At 57.2% G+C, this 14,423-nt stretch carries 14 protein-coding genes and 2 pseudogenes; 6 read left to right on the top strand and 10 right to left on the bottom strand.

All coding sequences use genetic code 11. The annotated features are described in order from the left end of the window. Window positions 1–559 precede the first annotated feature (559 nt). Together Q6D67_RS16250 and Q6D67_RS16245 are read left to right on the top strand one after the other, a co-directional pair. Window positions 560–1,801, top strand: a complete 1,242-nt coding sequence (locus Q6D67_RS16250; protein ID WP_304706720.1) for an AAA family ATPase — start codon at window positions 560–562, stop codon at window positions 1,799–1,801. After that, window positions 1,756–2,838 (top strand): ParB/RepB/Spo0J family partition protein, encoded by a 1,083-nt coding sequence (locus tag Q6D67_RS16245; protein WP_304706719.1) that lies wholly within the window; start codon window positions 1,756–1,758, stop codon window positions 2,836–2,838. Before Q6D67_RS16250 ends, Q6D67_RS16245 begins: the two co-directional genes overlap by 46 nt. A 138-nt stretch (window positions 2,839–2,976) precedes the next feature. Here the strand turns inward: Q6D67_RS16245 and Q6D67_RS16240 are convergent, their stop codons facing one another. Next, window positions 2,977–3,936 carry a hypothetical protein gene (locus Q6D67_RS16240; RefSeq protein WP_304706718.1) on the bottom strand — a complete coding sequence of 320 codons (960 nt, stop codon included), beginning with the start codon at window positions 3,934–3,936 and terminating at the stop codon, window positions 2,977–2,979. Window positions 3,937–4,339: 403 nt separating this feature from the next. Beyond that, the gene (locus Q6D67_RS16235) at window positions 4,340–4,810 is read right to left on the bottom strand and encodes a RadC family protein (RefSeq protein ID WP_304706717.1); all 471 of its coding nucleotides are present in this window, start codon (window positions 4,808–4,810) and stop codon (window positions 4,340–4,342) included. A gap of 168 nt (window positions 4,811–4,978) precedes the next feature. Here Q6D67_RS16235 and Q6D67_RS16230 point away from each other — a divergent pair, with 168 nt between their 5' ends. Beyond that, window positions 4,979–5,692 carry a hypothetical protein gene (locus tag Q6D67_RS16230; protein ID WP_304706716.1) on the top strand — a complete coding sequence of 238 codons (714 nt, stop codon included), beginning with the start codon at window positions 4,979–4,981 and terminating at the stop codon, window positions 5,690–5,692. Between the two features lie 46 nt (window positions 5,693–5,738). Here the strand turns inward: Q6D67_RS16230 and Q6D67_RS16225 are convergent, their stop codons facing one another. Then, window positions 5,739–6,161, bottom strand: coding sequence for a hypothetical protein (locus tag Q6D67_RS16225; protein ID WP_304706715.1), 423 nt, complete (start codon window positions 6,159–6,161; stop codon window positions 5,739–5,741). A 181-nt stretch (window positions 6,162–6,342) separates the two neighbouring features. Between Q6D67_RS16225 and Q6D67_RS16220 the strand changes: the two genes are divergently transcribed. Then, window positions 6,343–6,831: a hypothetical protein gene (locus Q6D67_RS16220; RefSeq protein ID WP_304706714.1), complete on the top strand. Its 489-nt coding sequence runs from the start codon at window positions 6,343–6,345 to the stop codon at window positions 6,829–6,831. A gap of 305 nt (window positions 6,832–7,136) precedes the next feature. On the opposite strand, the gene Q6D67_RS16215 is transcribed toward Q6D67_RS16220, so the two are convergent. Then, the gene (locus tag Q6D67_RS16215; protein ID WP_304706762.1) at window positions 7,137–7,391 is read right to left on the bottom strand and encodes an antirestriction protein; all 255 of its coding nucleotides are present in this window, start codon (window positions 7,389–7,391) and stop codon (window positions 7,137–7,139) included. Window positions 7,392–7,559: 168 nt separating this feature from the next. Here Q6D67_RS16215 and Q6D67_RS16210 point away from each other — a divergent pair. After that, window positions 7,560–8,165: pseudogene (locus Q6D67_RS16210) on the top strand (IS21 family transposase); the annotation flags it as partial. Window positions 8,166–8,189: 24 nt separating this feature from the next. Here the strand turns inward: Q6D67_RS16210 and Q6D67_RS21840 are convergent. The 3 genes and pseudogenes from Q6D67_RS21840 to Q6D67_RS16200 all read right to left on the bottom strand — a co-directional run. Continuing rightward, window positions 8,190–8,432, bottom strand: a pseudogene (locus tag Q6D67_RS21840) (transposase family protein); the annotation flags it as partial. A gap of 41 nt (window positions 8,433–8,473) precedes the next feature. Then, window positions 8,474–8,965, bottom strand: coding sequence for an antirestriction protein (locus tag Q6D67_RS16205; RefSeq protein ID WP_304706713.1), 492 nt, complete (start codon window positions 8,963–8,965; stop codon window positions 8,474–8,476). 440 nt (window positions 8,966–9,405) lie between these two features. Then, complete coding sequence (locus Q6D67_RS16200; RefSeq protein ID WP_304706712.1) at window positions 9,406–9,768, bottom strand: hypothetical protein; 363 nt, start codon at window positions 9,766–9,768, stop codon at window positions 9,406–9,408. 455 nt (window positions 9,769–10,223) lie between these two features. On the opposite strand from Q6D67_RS16200, the gene Q6D67_RS16195 reads away from it, so the two are divergent. Beyond that, window positions 10,224–10,838, top strand: a complete 615-nt coding sequence (locus Q6D67_RS16195) for a DNA-binding protein (protein WP_304706711.1) — start codon at window positions 10,224–10,226, stop codon at window positions 10,836–10,838. A gap of 247 nt (window positions 10,839–11,085) precedes the next feature. On the opposite strand, the gene Q6D67_RS16190 is transcribed toward Q6D67_RS16195, so the two are convergent. The 3 genes from Q6D67_RS16190 to Q6D67_RS16180 all read right to left on the bottom strand — a co-directional run bounded on the left by Q6D67_RS16190 (window position 11,086) and on the right by Q6D67_RS16180 (window position 14,177). Continuing rightward, window positions 11,086–11,478: a hypothetical protein gene (locus Q6D67_RS16190; RefSeq protein WP_304706710.1), complete on the bottom strand. Its 393-nt coding sequence runs from the start codon at window positions 11,476–11,478 to the stop codon at window positions 11,086–11,088. Window positions 11,479–12,101: 623 nt separating this feature from the next. Next, window positions 12,102–13,280, bottom strand: a complete 1,179-nt coding sequence (locus tag Q6D67_RS16185) for an IS91 family transposase (RefSeq protein ID WP_304706709.1) — start codon at window positions 13,278–13,280, stop codon at window positions 12,102–12,104. A gap of 12 nt (window positions 13,281–13,292) precedes the next feature. After that, window positions 13,293–14,177: a tyrosine-type recombinase/integrase gene (locus Q6D67_RS16180; protein ID WP_304706708.1), complete on the bottom strand. Its 885-nt coding sequence runs from the start codon at window positions 14,175–14,177 to the stop codon at window positions 13,293–13,295. Window positions 14,178–14,423 lie beyond the last annotated feature (246 nt).

Here is a 14,423-nt window from a genome sequence, read left to right as displayed (position 1 = left end):
CATTAGTGAGTAGCATACCAATAGTAGTGAGTAGTTTAAATCAGGTGAATATACCTGAATATAGCGGAAAAACGCCTTTATTATCAATGTGATAGCGCCCTGTTACTACAGTTTGCTGTCCTTAAGGGATGTCTCACTGTCGAATTGGCTTTGTTCCCTGTCCTTCTCGCCATGATTCGCTGTTCTTTCAGATCGTTCACTGTTTTAACGGGATGTGTCACTGTCCTTACCCAGAGTTTGCTGTCCTTTTAGTGATGGTTCCCTGTCCTTTTCCCCCGCTCAATGCGCTTATGTCATGGTTCACTGTGCTTTTGCCGGGTGCCCCGCCCTCTTTTTATCCACAGGCCTGCGGTTTCAGCGCCATTGTGGCCCTACGTTAACGGGTGATGGGCCGTGAAACGACCTCTGGCCCACTTATCGGACGATTTCGGCATGCGTTGAGGCATCAGAGGAAAGCCGTGAATTCATTTTTGTTACGTTGCAGGTGGAATTGATATTTTTCCTTGATTTTTTGCTCTAGAATAACAATGACAGATTTCACCAGGGGAAGAATATCAATATGCCGATCAGCCAGGAAAATTTCAATAAGCTGGGCCGGTATCTGGAGACCGGTCATCAACTGATCCGTGGGATCAAGACTATCGCAGAAGACCAGATGCCGCCAAGGCGCTACAAGGGTGAGGAATTGGTCGAGCTGGTCGGTGCCAAATCCAATACCATCTACATGGCCGAGAAAGAAGGCCGCCTCCCTCCCCCGGACCTGGACCCCAAAACTCACCGCCGCCTGGGCGCGACCCTGGAGCAGGTGCTGGGGATGCAGGAGTATTTTGGTACCCGGCCTTGGCGCAAGCCCGACGAAATCCCGATGGTGATGTCGTTTACCAACTTCAAGGGCGGCTGCTGGAAGACGACGACCTCCTGGTATGCAGGTTCCTACTACGCCAACTTAGGCTACCGAGTGCTGTTTGTCGATCTGGATCCCCAGGCCTCACTAACCCACAACTGCGGCATCCTCCCGGATTTTGAAACCTGCCACGAGCAATCACTGGGCCCGTTCATTCTGGAAGAGGAAGGCTTCCCCGCCAGCTGGGCAAAAAATGTCATTCGTGACACCCATTTGCCCAATCTTAAAATCATCCCCTCCACGCTGCAGCTGGCCGGCGTGGAGTATGCCCTGTCCAATGCCATCATGGAGGCGCGTTCTGAAACCGACCGGGTGGCAAAAATGATGCACTGGTTTCACCGGGTCAAGGACACCATCAGTGAAATCAAGGAGGATTTCGATATCGTCATTATGGATGGGACACCGTCCCTGGGGTTGTTGCCACTCAATATCATTTTCGCGTCCGATGCCGTGATCGTGCCGGTGCCTACCGAGATTACGGATTTTGCTTCGACGCTGTCTTTTGGTGATCTGTACCGGGAGCAATCCGAGACCCTGTACAACAACTTTGGTGATGACATCGTACTGCCGGATATGTTGTTCCTGCCGACCCGGTTTTCCGCCTCGGAAAAGACCGCAACCCTGGGTAGTGAATTTGTATTGGACCAGATTCGCAAGACCTTCGGTGTGGATTGCATGCAGTCGGTGATCAAGAAGCACGAGGCGGTGGTTAGCAATTTATCGCTGATGCGGCGTACGGTTTTTGACGTCAACGCCGGGGATGCCAACGTGAATCGGGAAGCCCGCAAGCGGGCGATGGCTAATTTCCAGACGGTGTTTGATGAGATTCTGGCGCGGGTGGTGTATCCGCGTTGGCCGAGCAAGAAGGCGGTGCTAGAAGAGAAGGGGATCTACTGATGACTGAAAAGAAGAAATTTGGTATTCGCTCACTCTCCGCTCAACTCGATAGCGCGCCGGCGGAGACAGAGGAGGTGGCGGCCACGACGGCCGCGCAAAAGCGGGTCTCCTCGCCGATTAACTCGCCGGCGCTGACAACCCGTGGCAAGCGGCAGCAGCGCATCTATCTGGATTTGCCTGTGTCCAAGATCAAGGTCGAGTGCGACCTGATCGAAATCGATCCCAAACTCTGTGTGGCATCACCCCTGAACAAGCGTATTCAGACCCTGCTGTCGCCCGACGACCATGCGGTGCAGCAACTGCTGCGGTCGATCCGGGAAGAGGGGCAGCGGGACCCCGTACTGGTGCGGCAGCTTAAGAAGCCGGCTGGTGAACAACAGTACGAGGTCATTTACGGCACCCGGCGGCGGTACGTGGCGGAATTGCTGGCAGAGGCAGGGGAGGGTGGTGGCCTACTCAAAGCCTGGTATTGCGATCAGATCACGGATGCCGATGCCAAGCGGCTGGCTGACAGCGAAAATGACGACCGGCAGGATATTTCCTCCTGGGAGCGGGCGATGTACTTTGCGAGGCTGCGTGCCGAGCAGCCCCAGGTGACGCTGGAGGTTTTAGCCGGTATCGAGGGGGTTGACCGGACTCTGGCGGGGAAATACCTGAAATTGGCGGAGCTGCCCGAGGATGTGGTTCTACTCGTGGCGTCTCCGGTGGCCATCAGTTTACGGGCGGGGCTCGATATCCAGAAGGCGCTGGCGGCATTGGCGCCAACAGCCCGTAAGCAGATAGTGAGGGAGTTTGCGGAGCAACCGCGATTCGAGGATGGGGTGGCGTTGCTGAAGGCCTTACGCAGTGCTGCCATAAAACCCAAGAAGTCGCGTACGCCGCAGGCGTGGGACATTGTGGATGTACAGGGGCGGAAGCGGGCAGTGATCGGCGCTCATCGAAGCAACAAGGGCCAGTACAAAGTGGATCTCTTTGAGCTGACTGAGCGGCAGATTAAAGCGGTTGAAGAGGCGATCCGCGCGGCCCTGAAACTGTGAATGTGCACGGTTCCCATTTTAAGATAAGTGATTGATAAATAAGAATAATAGACTAAAAAATCTGCATTTTTGCGCGCTCTCTCGGCTGGGCTTGTGGTGTGCACATGGCCAGGGTGTGTCGCGGCAGCCTTGATGGCATTAATCCAGCATGGGGTCGGTGTTAGCACCCAACTCAAGCAGGATGGCGTTGGCCTCCCGGGTGTTGTCGAGGCGGAAGGTCAGGTGGCCCCGAAGTAACGTGTCCGTCTGTACTTGGCGCTCCAATGTTGCGAGGAGCCCCTTCAGTTCCGACAGGCTGTGAAAGTCCATCTCCACCGTGCCGGTGTGGCGGGCAGCGTCCAGTACGATACTGGTTGGGGTGCCGAATCGCTCCGACAGCGCACGTTCCATCGGGCCCACATCTCCCAAAGGGTTCGGTTTGCTGCCCCGCGGCTGTGCCACGGTCTGTGGCGGCTGGTAATCGGGGTGTACCAGGCGGTACAGAGCGCGACTCGACATCATGCCCTTCGCGGCCTGCGTGGCCAGACGTTCCTGCCGGCCGGGGGAAGACTCCGCCAGCAGGATCTTGGCAAACTCCGGCTTGATCAGTCCCGCCTGGAGCAGTTCCCGTGTTTTGGGGGCCAGGCCTTTCAGCAGACGAAGGCGATTGGACAGCGTCGGGCGTGCGATACAGAGCGCATTGGCGAGGGTCTGGATTGTCCAGGGCAGGCCCGGTTTCCCAAAATGCTCCTTGGCCGTGAGGGCCGCCGCCGCATAGAGAAGGGGAGTGCTGATGAACCCAGCAGCTTTCTGGTCCTGCGCCGCGAACTCGATGGCATAAAAGGCTGCCTCGGCGGCATTGCATTCAAGTACGCCCATGGGTATGGCCTGAGCTCGGGGGAAGGCGTCCTGATGTAGGTAGGCTTGCAGGCGCTCCCACCCTAAAAGCACTTCCACCGCGTGGCCATCCCGGGTCGCAATGCTGCGGCCAATGACCGCTCCTGGCGGACCAGCAAGCTCAATAGCATGGTCAATGAGCGCTTTATGCTGCGCCTTGGGTACGTCGGCGCGAATGGCGTAGGGGGCCTGGCGGACCTGATCTCGAGGCACATTCTGCATGGCCGGGGCCAGTTGCCTGATTAGCCGGGATCTTCGCGATTCGTTGGACTGTCGGGTAGGACGCATCATGTAACTACTATAGCGTTCTTCGAAGAACGTTATCTAGCAAAAAGAGGTATTCCCGGACGACCCCATTGAAGCCGCTGCCGAGTATGGCATCCAGATACTGGCACAGCCCGACACCTGCGACGCGATTGTGCTGGCCGTGGCCCACTGCGAGTTTCGTGAGCTCGGTGTGGCCGGTATTCGGCGTTGGGGCAGGGCGGAGCACGTGTTGTATGACCTGAAGTATGTGCTGCCGAAGGACGGGGTGGATTTGCGGTTGTGAGGAGGGTGCCTGGCGCCCCATAAAAAAGGGAATCCGAAGACTCCCTGAATGGGGTGAAGCAGCAATATGCTCGACCTACAAGAGGCCCATTTCGGCGAAGGACATCGTATCCTTGTGGGATACGATGATGTGATCCAGTACTCGGATATCCAACAATCGCAGTGCCTCGACCAGGCGAGTCGTGATGTGTCGGTCGGCTGAGCTGGGCTCTACGATCCCGCTGGGGTGATTGTGGGCAAAGATGACAGCAGCAGCGTTATGCTGTAAGGCCGTTTTGGCCACTTCCCGGGGATAGACAGCAGCGCCATCTATCGTACCCCAGAACATCTCCTCCGCGGCGATCAGTGCATGCTGGGTGTTTAAAAAGTACACCAGAAACACCTCTCGGTCCCGATCGGCAATGCGCAGACGTGCATCTACCCTGGCCTCTCGCGGGTCGGTGAAAGTGGGCTGTCCATCATAGGTTTTTGCCCTCTCTTCCAGGAAGCAGATAGCCGCGTCGATCACATCATCCTTCGTCGTATATTGCAGTTGCAAGGTTTCCATCTTTTCGTACCTCGTTCAAAACTAGCTCCCGGAGTACGCCCAATGGGACGTATCCCATCAGGAGGTTGCCTTGCGGCGTTATTTTTAAAACAAGGACCNTATGAGGCGGGCCACTGACAGCTAACTACTGCTGGACTCAGGCAAAAAGGGCGTTTATTCTTCTTATACTTGGAAATTCCGGTAATTGCCAGCTTGAACGGCGTCACCGCTGGCGGCTGGCTGGAGTGCGCCCTGGCGATACAGGACGCAGGGGCCGATGCGCTGGAGCTGAACGTGTACTACGTGCCTGGCGACAGCAGTGAGACCGGAGCCGCGGTCGAGCAGCGCTACCTCGACATCGTTGCGGCACTGCTGCCGAAAGTCAGCATCCCGGTGGCGGTGAAACTCTCCTCCCAGTTCAGCGCGCCGCTGGATTTCATCCGCACGCTGGAGCAAGGCGGAGTACAGGGGGTATGCCTGTTCAACCGCTTCTACCAGCCGGACATCGACCTGGACACGCTGGCGATGGTGCCGACGCTGAACCTCTCCAGTTCCATCGAGTCACTGCTGCGGGTGCGCTGGGCGGGTATGCTCTACGGCCACACGGACTGTGGCATAGCCGTAACCGGCGGCTTCCACACCGCCGCGGATGCGCTCAAGGCGCTGCTGGCCGGGGCCGACGTGGTGCACCTGTGCAGCGCCCTGCTGCAGCAGGGGCCGGGACTGATCGAAACCCTGCTGGCCGACATGCAGCGCTGGCTGGAGGAGAAGGAATACAGCTCCGTGAACCAGCTGCGGGGCAGCCTGAGCTGCCGCCACGCTCCGAATCCCGCCGACTACGCGCGCGCCAACTACATCGACGTGCTGGACAGCTATTCGGTGCCGGACGGCGTGGAATTCTGACGGCTCCGAACACCGTCTACTTCCAGCGCCGCCGCGAACCGGCAACTCATCGTGGTTGCAGCATCACGTCCCGCTCGGCAAGCCAGCGCTCATCCAGCTGCCAGCGCACCCCGTCCACCTCGGGGCTCGCTTGTACCAGAGCCGCGGCGCGGGACTGCATGTCCCCCAGCTGCGACTGGGCCGCTACCATCTCCGGATGCTGCACGTCCTTGCCCTGTAGCTCGGGGAAGGCCGCGTACAAGAAATGCATTACCGACATTTGAGCCGAGCGAGGGCTGCTCATCACTGCCACCCTGTTTTCGATCTCCAGCAGCCGAAACGGGTAGGGATACTCCGCCAGCAATTGGTCTGCAGCCAATTGCGCGTTCAGCTCTCCTACCCGCCCGTCCCGCCCGGCCAGCCAGATCACCAGGACAAGAACCAGGATACCCCCGAGCAGGTAAAGATAACGGCGCGTAAAACTGTCCATCGCGTACTTCCTTTGTCTCATTAAGTGGTCGCAGCTGGCACTACCCTGACAGCCGGTAGTCGCTGATCTGCACTTCTTCGCCGTAGTCACCGAAATCCGCCGGTACAATTGTAGCGGGATCGACTTTTGACCTTCGCAACCAGCTCTCTATACTGGCTGCACACAGCGAAGAGATAAAGCGATGCAGGCCTTTTTCCATTCCGCCCAGGACCAGCACATTCCCAAGACCTATTTCACCCGCGGCCAGATGCGCCAGCCACAGGAAGTACCGGACCGCACCGGGCATATGCTGGAGGGGCTGCGAGAGCTGGGGGTGAAGATCTCCGAGCCGGTTGATCGGGGCGCCGGCCCCATTTCCCGGGTGCACGACCTGAGCTATCTGCGTTTCCTGCAGTCGGCGCACCGGCACTGGATGGAGATTCCCGAGGACTGGGGCGATGAGGTCATGTCCAACATCTTCGTGCGCGAGCCCAATGCCCTGCGCGGAATCTGCTCGCTTCCGCTCACGGCCCTTGTCGGCTCTGACTATTCGTCAAAAAAGTTGCTCACCTCGTCCTTGGTCTTGGGTGGGAAGGCCACCAGATTACCACTGACGGCGATGCCCTCAGTAATCTGGATATTGAAACCTTCGCCCTTGGCGTGCGGAAACACCTTACCCACTCGGGTATAGCTTTTCCGTTTCTCGCCATCAGCTTCGAACTCAGTCACAACATACACACTCAAATGATTTGACATGATTAATCTCCTTTGAAATAGATCAATCCGCCAGAGCCTCACCCCGCCGGGTCAGAAACCCCAACGGGAAATGCGGATAAGTCCGCCACTCAATGCTGCTGAGAGCAGCCACTAAGCCAATTCAGCATACTGTTTGTGCTGGGCTCGTCAATTTAATGTTCTTTACGTTTAAGCAGGCATGATTTCGTGCATGGAGCAGCAGAAAAACTGCCCCGGTAGACCGGGGCAGGGTAGTGGCTCTTAGTCGATGGCTCTCAGGATCTCCCGGCATTCAGGATGCTGAATGGCCCAGTCCCGCAGGCCATAGAAAAGATCGCAGAGGCGCTCGTCACGGGTTGACCAGGTGAGTCGGTTGAAGGCGACCAGGCAGGATACAATCCCCGCGGCATCCGCGGACATCGAGCCTTCATACTGATTACCGGGGCAGCGCATGATCACGTCGCTGTCCGATAATTGAGGGCTCATTGCATATTCCGGCCCATCGTGAACACCTATTCTGGACGAACGTGAACACCCATTCCGGGTTGAACGTGAGCACTTTTCGGAGATTTCCGGAATGGGTGTTCACCATCCCGGAATGGGTGTTCACGTTCAACCGGAATCCCTCTCAACGCATTGATCTTTAAATGATTTGGTAAGCTCCCACGCTTTTTGGGGGCAGCCATGCCAGGCAAGAGAACTGCAATGCGTAAAATACGAGACGTCCTCAGGCTCCGGCTCTTTGCCGGCCTGTCTATCCGCGAGATCAGTCGCAGCACCAAGCTCAGCGTCGGCGGCATCCAGAAGCTGCTCACGCGGGCCCAAGCCCTGGAACTCGGCTGGCCCCTGCCCGACGACCTGGATGACAACCAACTCGCCAACCTGTTCTACCCAGCCGCTGATGCCCGCAGTTCGCGCCGCCACCAATTGCCGGACTGGCCGGTCATCCACCAGGAGCTCAAGCGTCCCCATATGACCAAGCAGTTGCTGTGGGAGGAGTACACCCAGAAGTACCCCAACCGCAGTTACAGCTACTCCCAGTTCTGCGATCGGTTCCGGCGGTGGCAGGGCAAACAGAAGCGCTCGATGCGTCAGCACCACCGGGCCGGCGAGAAGTGCTTTGTGGATTACGGCGGTTCCACCGTACCGGTGATCAATGCCATGACCGGCGAGATCCGCCAGGCACAGATCTTCGTCGCCACCTTGGGCGCCTCCAACTTCACCTTCGCCGAGGCCACCTGGACTCAGCAGCGTAAATCGGGAGTTCCTTTCCGCCCAAGGAACTTCGACCTGTAAGACGCCATGCTCATGGCATTGAGCCCGGGGCACAGCGCCATGGACAATGGTCTGGAACTGGCAAGTGTCCAGATGTCGCCAACGCTTATCACGGGTGTCGTAACGAGGACATGCCGAACCGCACGCAGGGCAGAGGGTTTCGGTATTCCGATCGTACTCGATATACACATGAACTACCCCATCCTCGGACAGTTCGACATTTTCAACAGCCCAAGGATCACGCAGCCCAAGAATGCGTTCGTAAAGTGACAATTCATCCATTGGCTAACCAGGCTCCCTCCGAGGATGTGGAGCCTGGAATTTTAGGGGGAGAGCAGAGAAATGGCTATGGATCCACCCGAATAGGGGAAGACCCATAAAAACACAGNTTCAGGATGCTGAATGGCCCAGTCCCGCAGGCCATAGAAAAGATCGCAGAGGCGCTCGTCACGGGTTGACCAAGTGAGTCGGTTGAAGGCGACCAGGCAGGATACAATCCCCGCGGCATCCGCGGACATCGAGCCTTCATAATGATTACCGGAGCAGCGCATGATCACATCACTGTCCGATAATTGAGGGCTCATGTAGAAACTGCCATTGGACAGTTCCCACATAGTCCATAAGCCGCCCTTATAGTGCTCGCAATACTCTCCCATCACTTTGAAAATGGTGCATTCCAAGGCTAGGAAATGTTTGCCAGCATATTTAGGCAGAATGCCAAAACGGCGATCGTCCTTCACGAGGTGGCGCACGATCCGTTCTGGCATTGTCGCCTCGGCTGCGGTCTCCTCTTGGGTAACATGGTGCATCGACATGGATCTATCTCCTTTGTTGAGTGATCCGTCAGAGCCTCGTCCCGTGGGGTCGAAACCCCAACGGGACATGCGGAAATTTCCGCCGCTCAATACTGCTGAGAGCAGTCACTAAGCACCCCAAACGATGGCGATTGAGCGCTATCGTGTCAATTTCATGTTTTTTACGTCGCGGGAAGTCTGCTGAGTAGTGGCGAGGTTGCCTGACGACCGGGTGTAAACAGGCGATTCCTGCTTTCGTGATTCCAAGGAGGGCAGGGGTCTGCGCGCTGCCAAAGCCTTCGCTGCGCATGGAGGGCCGGCATTGCCAGATGATTTCGCATTGGTGCGTAGTGCGTTAGGAAAAAGGAGCCCTGGGACTCCTTTTAGAGGGATGACCTACGAGAACAGGTACTAGCGCGCTATTGCGATAATTCCATAACCTTGATGTTTCCTGATCAACGCTATGAGGCCTCGATCATCGTCGATTGGGGCAAGTCGATGTGTATGACCTTGTGATCCTCGTCCGGACCTACCTCAAAGGCCTCGGACGCATCGACTAACCTCACCGCCAACATTCTTACCTGGTTGCCTCTTGGAAAACTGAGTAGCGTCTGAAACTGGAGGTACTCGATTTTATCCTCGAAGCGTGATGCCAGTTCGGCCGCCGAAGCGGCGTCCCTGACAATCTGGCGACGGTCTGCGTTACCACAGACTCCCACCAAATAGGCCAGCTCCCCACCCATGATCACGGGGCAGTTGAACCGCGGGATCGGCTGGTCACCAGGGCCGTAGGTCGTTCCAACGTACATTGCGATATTGCTCATGGAAATCTCCTGAAAGAAAACCATCGAGCAACATCACCCGCCGGTGAGTTACCCGACGGGGTGATACAACTGCCAAGCCTGAGCTCGACAGACACATGCGGACTGGCCGCTGCTTAGACGCTACTGTGAGTAGCCACCAAGTGCTGATAACGATGGACTGGTGGGCCAGGGCTCGTCAATTTAATGTTTGTTACGTTGTCTGTGGTCTGTGACGTTAGGTAGCCAAGCGTATGTGGCCGATAAATGGCGCCTGCTGCGGCTTGATACGTGTGGGGACAACGACAATGCACCGCAGATTCTGTTGAGCACCGCGGCGACCACCCGGCGAGTACCGGTACTTCACCCAGAGGTGGGCACTACCGGCTTGGGGAGCGGGGGAGGGCAGTGGGGGGTTTGCATTCTATCTGTATTGTATGTATGTTACATACATACAATACAGATAGATGGGGGGTCAGATGAAGATAAAGCCGGACATCAAAGACAAGATCGCCGCTGCCGCTAACGCCCTGGCCGCCGAGGGCAACGACAACCCAACCAACGACCAGGTGCGTGAGCGTATGGGCGGTGGGTCCCTATCCCACATCTCCCCGGTCATGCGTGAGTGGCGGGAAGCGCGCAAGGCAGACGTGGCCGCTGCGCTGGAAATGCCCGCGGGACTCAAGAAAGCCATTGAAACCTCGGTAGGACAGGTATGGACCGCCGCCAGCAAACTGGCATCGATGACGGTCGATACCGTTCAACGAGAAGCGGAGGCGGCTATCACCGCCGCCACCAGCGAGCGCGACGAAGCCCTGAGTGAGATCAGTCGGCTGGAAGTGTGTATCAGCGAACTGCGACAGCTCCTGGCTGACAGGGATAAGGCGGTAAATGATATCCAGTCGATGCTGGATAAAGAGCGGACTCATAGCGCCAAGCTGGGCAGCGAAAATGCAGCGCTGACGATCCGGGTGAGCGAGCGGGATGAACAACTCAAGGGCTTGAAGGCGGAGTTGAAAGAATCCAAGAATGATATCAAGGCACTGCAGGCGGATCTTGTCCAAATTGCCCGCAAGTCCAGCGAGAAAAAGTAAGCTGGTCTCATACTGCAAAAATATGCGCGCGGATCTTCTGTGCCGATGCCCCGACCCTAAATGCCATAGTGCGTATACAACGGCTCTTTATGCGACGCCTGTCGCCACTAACGGTGTCCGGGATTTCGAGGTTTGGGTTCTGGAACAGACCTGAGAACGCGGACCATGCGACGCCAGACCCCTCAGAGGTAGGATAGGCGCAGGCCGGTGGAACCTACCGCCCGAGATGCCCAGACACCATTACCGTTCACCCTGCTTTGGCAGCCGCTCGGTTGTGGAATAATTCTCTGACCGCCTGAGAGAGGGTGATGTTCTTCTCCTGAGCATACTCTTTCAGGAGGGCCCAAGCGTCGTATTCAAGGTGTAAGCATACGGGCTTTTTCTTCTGTCGATGCCGAACTTTTCTGGCCCTTGCCTTGACGGCCTTAAGTGCCTCTGGATTCAGGTAGGTCACCATCTTGTGCATCAGTCCCTCGGCTGTCGGGAGATCGTCATCACGCTCTGGTGGCTCTTCCAGGCCTAGAATCCCTCGCTCAGTCCATGGCCACTCCATTGAGGTGACAACTGCGTACATCGACTCGTAATACAGACGCACATCGTCTGGTTTTATAATAAACGGTCGGCCGCGTTGGGAAGGCATTGGTGATCCACCCTTTATGGTCCAATGGAATGGAGATAATAATAGTTACGTTCCAATGGCATGTAAATAGGCGCCGCCAGAATATAGAGAATGCGCAGTCGCGGCGGATGCAAGAGAGGGGGTCAATCTGAGATTTCGTGCTCGGTTGCATGCCGCCTGGACGAAGCCCCGTCATTCCATTTTTGTGAAAACACGAATCTGATCTGGCACACTATGCCTCGGGCCTATGTCTTGACGGTCGTCATTCAGCCAATCACGGCGTTATGGGCAACTTTTGTTAAGGGTTGGAAGACGCCTGCTCGCAGAGTGATGGCGTTGAAGCTACGCGGTCATTCGTTGAGCAGGTGTCTTCTAAGCCTCGGGGGAGGAAACCGCGGGATCGATGCGCTGATCTATGGGGATAGTAGGAAACCTCTTGGGGGTCGAGAGTATTTCTGGCGTCAGAGATGAATCACAAGGCCTGCCAAGCGTGTGGTGCCGCCTCTGCATTATTCCATTTCTGACGGTTGGTAGTTGCAGAGAACGTGACTCTTGTGCCTCCAAATAACGAGACACACAAAGCAGTACCAGCGCTCGACATTGTGGCGAACGCACGCGAACTGTTGTTATCGATAAACTGTTGTTCATGGCGTGTGTACCGGCGGTGCCCGCACGGGGTGATCTGGCGGGACCGTCTCAATGATCATCATCGACGCACCGCAGGACCTACACACATAGATGGCTGCGACAGGGGGTTCAGGATCCGGTGGGGGGTTGATTGTCGGTGGTAGCGACAGGAGCTTCCGAATACGGCCCCGTTGCCTGGCGCGACCCTGATTCGCGAAGAATCCGTAATGTCGTATCCGGTGAAAGCCGCTGGGCAGAACGTGGATGAGGAAGCGACGGATAAACTCGCCGGTGCTGAGCGTCATGGTCTTGTGCCGGGTTCGACCTTTAGCGCGGTAGTCTTTCCACTTGAAGGTAACCCCGCGCTCATTACAGGCAATCAGGCGGCTGTTGGCGATGGCCACGCGATGGGTGTAGCGGGACAGATAGTTCAGTACGGCCTCTGGGCCAGCGAATGGGCGTTTGGCATACACGACCCAGTCGATCTGGCGCAGTGGCTTGAGGAAATCGGCGAAGGCGCCCGTCTCGGCAAGTGCTTGATGTTGCCCGAAGAAGGCGAGCTTCCCGTCGCGATGAGCATCAATGAGTCGCTCCAGAAAGCGGCGCCGGAACAGTCGCGACAGGACCCGCACAGGCAGAAAGAACCCAGGTCGGCACGCCACCCAGCGTTTACCGTCCAGTGACACGCCGCCGCCCGGTACGATGCAATGGATGTGGGGGTGGTGAGTCAATGCCGATCCCCAACTGTGCAGGACGGCGGTGACACCAATATGCGCCCCAAGATGCTTCGGGTCCGCGGCAATCGTGAGCAGGGTCTCGGCTGCGGCTTTGAACAGGATCGCGTAGATCACGGCCTTGTTCTGATAGGCGATGTCACTGATGGGTGCGGGCACGGTGAAAACCACATGGTAGTAGTCGACCGGCAGCAACTCTGCCTGGCGATCTTCCAGCCAGCGATGAGCCGCTCCCGTCTGACACTTGGGGCAGTGCCGGTTGCGGCAGGAGTTGTAGGCGATCTGCGTGGTGCCACAGCCCTCACAGCACAGCCGGTGGCCACCGAGCGCGGCACACCGACAGCGTTCGATGGCTGACATCACCTTGAGTTGCCCAAGGCTGAGATGTCCGGCCTGTTCTTGGCGCCACGCTGCGCCATGGTCGCGGAAGATGTCCGCAACCTCCAGAGTGTGTCGAGTCACGACTGCGCTGGATCAGGCAGGCGAAGCGAACTGAAGATACTCCAGAGGGCCTTTTACCTCGCTCAACAACTGGGTAGCTACGTGGCTATAGCGAGCGGTATTCTCAAGCTTCTTGTGCCCGAGGAGCACCTGAATCACGCGGATATCCTCGTGGCGTTCCAGCAGATGGGTGGCGAAGGCGTGTCGCAATGAATGCAATGAAACGCGCTTGCGGATCCCGGCTGCGTCGCAGGCCTGGTGGAAAATACGGTTGAGTGATCGGGGTGTCAGAGGGTTGACCGGGTTCTGCCCCGGAAACACCCAGCCCCCGTGCAACAACTGCCCCTTGGCACGTCCATCGCGCCACCAGGCGCGTAACAGCTCCAGCAGCACGGGCGAGAGAATTGCATAGCGATCCTGTTTGCCCTTACCCTGCTCGACGCGCAGGACCATCCGTTTACTGTCGATGTCCGGGATCGTGAGGTGGCAGACTTCACTGGCGCGTAGGCCGGCGCCATAGGCTACACCGAGGGCCGCCCGGTACTTCAGGCAGCCGGCATATTGCAGCAGGAGGGCGACCTCATCCACACTCAGGATCTCCGGTATCCGGCGCGGCTGGTACACGTGGCTCATCTTCTTCATCGCCTCGGGGTGATCGAGTGTGACGTCAAAGAAGAACCGCAGGCCGGTGATCGTGGCATTCAGTGTGACACTGGAGGTACCGACATCGACCATGTGTAGCTGGAAACGTCGCAGATCCTCTGCGGAGGCCGTATCCGGAGAGTGGCCCAAAAAGTGGGCCAGCTTCTCCACGGCTCTGAGATAGGCGGCCTGCGTCTTTGGATTGAGTTTGCGCAACCTCATATCGCCGATCATGCGTTGACGCAGCGGGCTGATGGTATGTGTGGTTTGATTCATGACGATTCTCCTTGCATTGAGCGAGGCGGGCTGCCTCAATACTCAGCATAGGAAAACACTTGGAGTCTATCGTCTGGTACCGCACCTCAATCGGAGCACCCCTACCGCGGTAGCGGTTTAGTCCTCCGACCCAAAGCGGGCCTTCGCTGAGTCATTGGGAAGGGTCGCTGGTGGCACATTACTTGATTTAGTACAATTTAATTCTGTGAACACAATGGCGCAAAACATATGATCGATGAAGCTAAA

The organism is Haliea sp. E1-2-M8, assembly GCF_030649675.1.
In the GTDB taxonomy this organism is placed as follows: domain Bacteria; phylum Pseudomonadota; class Gammaproteobacteria; order Pseudomonadales; family Halieaceae; genus Haliea.
The sequence above is the reverse complement of the archived record's forward strand: the minus strand, read 5'-3'. Positions and strand labels throughout refer to the sequence as shown.

Excerpts from the sequence above, each read along its gene's own strand:
- Q6D67_RS16250 (WP_304706720.1), top strand. The coding sequence starts at position 560 with ATGCCGATCAGCCAGGAAAATTTCAATAAGCTGGGCCGGTATCTGGAG.
- Q6D67_RS16240 (WP_304706718.1), bottom strand. The coding sequence starts at position 3,936 with ATGCAGAATGTGCCTCGAGATCAGGTCCGCCAGGCCCCCTACGCCATT.
- Q6D67_RS16235 (WP_304706717.1), bottom strand. The coding sequence starts at position 4,810 with ATGGAAACCTTGCAACTGCAATATACGACGAAGGATGATGTGATCGAC.
- Q6D67_RS16225 (WP_304706715.1), bottom strand. The coding sequence starts at position 6,161 with ATGGACAGTTTTACGCGCCGTTATCTTTACCTGCTCGGGGGTATCCTG.
- Q6D67_RS16220 (WP_304706714.1), top strand. The coding sequence starts at position 6,343 with ATGCAGGCCTTTTTCCATTCCGCCCAGGACCAGCACATTCCCAAGACC.
- Q6D67_RS16200 (WP_304706712.1), bottom strand. The coding sequence starts at position 9,768 with ATGAGCAATATCGCAATGTACGTTGGAACGACCTACGGCCCTGGTGAC.
- Q6D67_RS16195 (WP_304706711.1), top strand. The coding sequence starts at position 10,224 with ATGAAGATAAAGCCGGACATCAAAGACAAGATCGCCGCTGCCGCTAAC.
- Q6D67_RS16190 (WP_304706710.1), bottom strand. The coding sequence starts at position 11,478 with ATGCCTTCCCAACGCGGCCGACCGTTTATTATAAAACCAGACGATGTG.
- Q6D67_RS16180 (WP_304706708.1), bottom strand. The coding sequence starts at position 14,177 with ATGAATCAAACCACACATACCATCAGCCCGCTGCGTCAACGCATGATC.